Origin of the sequence: Gemmatimonas sp. (genome assembly GCF_044345575.1) — a bacterium.
GTDB lineage: Bacteria > Gemmatimonadota > Gemmatimonadetes > Gemmatimonadales > Gemmatimonadaceae > Gemmatimonas.
This window is the reverse complement of record NZ_JBIJAW010000304.1, coordinates 1-3,851: the sequence shown is the minus strand read 5'-3', so window position 1 is coordinate 3,851 and position 3,851 is coordinate 1. Positions and strand designations below refer to the sequence as shown.

Sequence of the window (3,851 nt, the reverse complement as noted above, 5' to 3'; positions counted from 1 at the left end):
GCCTTGAGCGCCGCGAGGGGCGCGGCGGTCCGCGGATGATGGGCATACGTCCCGGTGTGAAGCTCGATCGCATCGGCGCCCACCGCCTGCGATAGCCGTACGGCCGCTTCGTCGGGGTCGATGAACAGACTGGTGCGTATCCCAGCCAGCTTCAGCCGCGTTACGGCATCGCGCACGGCCGCCTCGTGGCGCACCACGTCGAGCCCGCCTTCCGTGGTGATCTCCTCCCGGCGTTCGGGCACCAGCGTCACCTGCGCGGGCCGAAGTGTTTCGGCGATGCGGAGCATGTCGTCGGTTATGGCACACTCCAGGTTGAGCAACGTCGTCACCGCGGCCGCGAGCCGGGTGATGTCGTCGTCCTGAATGTGCCGGCGATCCTCACGCAGATGGGCCGTGATGCCGTCGGCACCGGCCTGCTCGCACAGCACGGCGGCGGCGACCGGGTCGGGGGTGCTGCCGCGCCGAGCCTGCCGCACGGTGGCCACGTGATCGATGTTGACGTATAACCGCTGGTACTTGAGCGCCATCTTTGGGGTATTCGGTATTGTAGGTGAGACCGAAAGCTGAGAGCTGCGACTCGAAACTCACAACTCCCCGGTCGCCGCGAGGCCTCTCCGGCGCGTCACGATGATAGCTTACACCAATGCACGTTCACACCGAAGGTAAGGAGGCCTTGGTGCCCGCTCGGCGGAAGTCCGGAATGCGTGGTGGTTGGGTGATGCTGGCGGGGGTGCTCCTCACGAGCGCCTGTGCCCGTCAGGCGGTTTCCACGGAAACGAGTCTCCCCGGCGCGGCCATGCCCTCGGCTGGCGCGGCGCCCGGTACGCTGGGCGCGGCATCGGGACGCGGCGCCGTGGAGACCTTCCTGGCGGCGGTCCGGAATCAGGACCTGCAGGCCATGTCGGGGCTCTGGGGCAACAGCAAGGGGCTCGCCCGGGACCAGCTCAAGCGCGACGAGCTCGAAAAGCGACTGGTCATCATGCAGTGCCTCATGCAGCACGACAAATTCGTCTTTGCCGAAGAGCGGCCGCGGCTGCAGGCTGGGGGGAAGCAGGAGCACGTGGTGACCCTGACCAAGGGGCCGCAGAGCGCCACCACGACGATCGCCACCGTCTCCGGGCCGGGCGGCCGATGGCTCGTGGAGGACGTCGACGTGACGAAGCTGCGGGAGTTCTGTCGCTGAGGCGTGACGTGGCGGGACGGGCCGACTAGTATTCGGACAGTTCGACGAGCACCCCTCCGGTCGCGCTCGGATGGAGGAAGGCGATCCGCTTCCCCTCTGCGCCGATCCGTGGGGTTTCGTCGATGAGTCGGAGACCGGCGTCGCGGCATTTCTGCAACATGCCGTCGAGGTCGTCCACGGCGAAGCAGACGTGATGGATTCCGGGGCCACGCTTGGCGACATATTTGCCGATCGGCGTGTCCTCAGCTTGTGCCTCGAGCAGTTCCACGAGCGACTCGCCCGATGCGAGACCCACGATGGTCGCGCCGTCGGAGTTGCCGAGGGGGACCTCGGGCATGTCCAGCACGTCACGCATGAAGGGCAGCAGCTCGTCGATGGCGCGGACCGCGATCCCGATGTGGGCGATGCGCGTGCCGCGGCGAACGGGTTCGGTCATGTCGGTCTCGTTGGATCGGGGTGGCGGAACTGAATTCTAATCCTGAAGCGGGATGAACGCGTTGCGAGACGCGCGTCCCACGGAGCACACGATGGCCAACGCAGTCGAAGTGAAGGACGACACGTTCGCGGCGGAGATCGAGCAGCAGGCCGGTCTTTCTGTCGTGGACTTCTGGGCGACGTGGTGCGCGCCGTGCCGCATGATCGCCCCGATCGTGGAGCAGCTCGCCGTCGACTACGCCGGCAAGGTGAAGGTGGCCAAGCTCGACGTGGACAACAACCAGCGCACCGCGGCGAAGTTCAACGTGCGTTCGATCCCCACCATCCTGTTCTTCAAGGACGGCAAACTGGTGGACCAGGTGGTGGGCGCGGTGCCGCGTCCGGCGCTCGAAGCGAAGTTCAAGGAACACGCCTGAGCTGTTTCTGAGCGACGTGCTGAGCCATAGCGCGCTCACCGAACAGGTCTGTGCACTCTGGCCCCAGGCGATCACGCCTGGGGCTTTGCACGTGGTGAGCACTCCCATCGGGAACCTCGGGGACATCACGCTTCGCGCGTTGGCCGTGCTGCGCCAGGCGAGCGTGATCTGCTGCGAGGACACCCGTCACGCTCGGCCGCTGCTCGACCGCTACGGCATCGGTACCCCGACCCAGGCGCTGCACGAGCACAACGAGGCCAGCGCCATTCCGCGCTTGCTCGACCGGCTGCGCGCCGGCGAGGCGATTGCGGTCATCAGCGATGCCGGGACGCCACTCGTGAGCGACCCCGGTGGTCGTCTTGTGGAGGCCGCGGTGACCGCCGGCATCCGGGTCGTCCCCATTCCCGGCGCATCGGCCACCCTCGCCGCCCTCGTGGCCTGTGGACTCGCCGCGCACCCCTTTACGGTGCTCGGGTTTCCGGAGCGGAAGGGCAAGGACCGGGAGGACGCCTTGGCCATGGCCGCGCGCCTCCCGCACGCCGTGGTCCTCTTCGAATCACCCAACCGGCTGGTGGACACGCTGCGTGATCTGGCTGCCATTGCCGGGAGTGGCCGCCAGGTCGCCGTGGCCCGCGAACTCACGAAGCATTTCGAGGAGATTCGCCGCGGAACGCTGGAGGAGGTCGCCGCGTATTACGAACAGGTGCCCCCCAAGGGGGAAATCGTGTTCGTACTGGCCGGCGCGACGACGACGGAACCCACGGAAGATGGTCTGCGCGCCACGGCGGATGCCCTGCGCGCGCAAGGCTTCCGTCCGCGCGACATTGTCCGCATGCTCATGGATGAACACGGCGCGAGCCGCAACCTCGCGTACCGCCTCGCCCACGACACCTGAGCCCGTCCTACATGCGGTTCACGCAGCGCCTCCGTTCCATCGTTCTCGTCGCTGCGTGTGCGGGGTTATCGCTCGGGGCTGCGGCGTCGCCCATGGCGCGCGTCCTGCGGGAGGCTGGCCCGGGACGGCTCGCCATCGCGCGGCTCCAGTACGAAGGCGGCGGTGATTGGTACGCGAACCCGTCGAGTCTGCCCAATCTCATTCGAGCCGTGGCCGAGCGTACGTCGCTCCCCATCGAACGAGTTGAAGGCAAGGTGACCCTCACCGACTCCGCGCTCTTCGACTATCCGTTCATCCACGCCACCGGCCACGGCGAGATCAAGCTGAGCGACGTGGAAGTGCAGCGCCTGCGCGAGTATCTCACGCGCGGCGGCTTCCTGCACGTCGACGACAATTACGGCCTCGACGAAAGCTTCCGCCGCGAGATTGCGCGTGTCTTTCCCGACCGCCCGCTGGTGGAGGTGCCGTACGGGCACCCGATCTATCACCTCGTGTACGACTTCCCCAGCGGACCGGTGAAGGTCCACGAGCACGACGGCAAGCCGGCGAAGGGCTATGGCATCTTCATCGGCAACCGGCTCGCTTTGTATTACACGTTTTCCGCCGACCTCGGGAATGGTTGGGAAGACGTGGGCACGTACCCCGATCCGCCGGCGCTGCACGAGCAGGCGCTGCGGCTGGGCGTGAATCTGTTCACGTACGCGACGACCAGTCGCGTGCAGCCGTGATCATTTCTTCGAGACCCGCATGACCGCCCCGGCCATCCGCGGACTACCCGCCGCCGCCAACACGCCCCCCGCCGGTCGCGCCCTCGAGGCGCGACTCGATCAGGAGCGGCAGGCGCTGTCCACCCGCGGCACTGTCGCGTCGGCGCTCATGGCGGCGGGCATCGTCACCGCGCTTATCGCCATTGCCGCCTTCG

6 protein-coding genes are annotated in these 3,851 nt (G+C 67.3%); 4 read left to right on the top strand and 2 right to left on the bottom strand.

Annotated elements, in window-relative coordinates; all coding sequences use genetic code 11:
* On the bottom strand, positions 1 to 527 hold a 527-nt coding region (locus ACIQ6O_RS14085), incomplete at its 3' end, for a pyridoxine 5'-phosphate synthase (RefSeq protein ID WP_396208416.1).
* 116 nt (positions 528 to 643) lie between these two features.
* Here ACIQ6O_RS14085 and ACIQ6O_RS14080 point away from each other — a divergent pair.
* Positions 644 to 1,183, top strand: a complete 540-nt coding sequence (locus tag ACIQ6O_RS14080; protein ID WP_396208415.1) for a hypothetical protein — start codon at positions 644 to 646, stop codon at positions 1,181 to 1,183.
* A 25-nt stretch (positions 1,184 to 1,208) separates the two neighbouring features.
* Here ACIQ6O_RS14080 and mce read toward each other — a convergent pair whose 3' ends face one another.
* Complete coding sequence (gene mce / locus ACIQ6O_RS14075; protein ID WP_396208414.1) at positions 1,209 to 1,619, bottom strand: methylmalonyl-CoA epimerase; 411 nt, start codon at positions 1,617 to 1,619, stop codon at positions 1,209 to 1,211.
* A 91-nt stretch (positions 1,620 to 1,710) separates the two neighbouring features.
* Here mce and trxA point away from each other — a divergent pair, with 91 nt between their 5' ends.
* The 3 genes from trxA to ACIQ6O_RS14060 are packed head-to-tail and all read left to right on the top strand — an operon-like array spanning position 1,711 to position 3,657.
* Complete coding sequence (gene trxA / locus ACIQ6O_RS14070) at positions 1,711 to 2,034, top strand: thioredoxin (RefSeq protein WP_396208413.1); 324 nt, start codon at positions 1,711 to 1,713, stop codon at positions 2,032 to 2,034.
* 16 nt (positions 2,035 to 2,050) lie between these two features.
* The gene (gene rsmI / locus ACIQ6O_RS14065) at positions 2,051 to 2,929 is read left to right on the top strand and encodes a 16S rRNA (cytidine(1402)-2'-O)-methyltransferase (protein ID WP_396208412.1); all 879 of its coding nucleotides are present in this window, start codon (positions 2,051 to 2,053) and stop codon (positions 2,927 to 2,929) included.
* Positions 2,930 to 2,940: 11 nt separating this feature from the next.
* A complete protein-coding gene (locus ACIQ6O_RS14060; protein WP_396208411.1) occupies positions 2,941 to 3,657 on the top strand; it encodes a DUF4159 domain-containing protein in 717 nt (238 codons plus the stop codon).
* Positions 3,658 to 3,851: the final 194 nt, after the last annotated feature.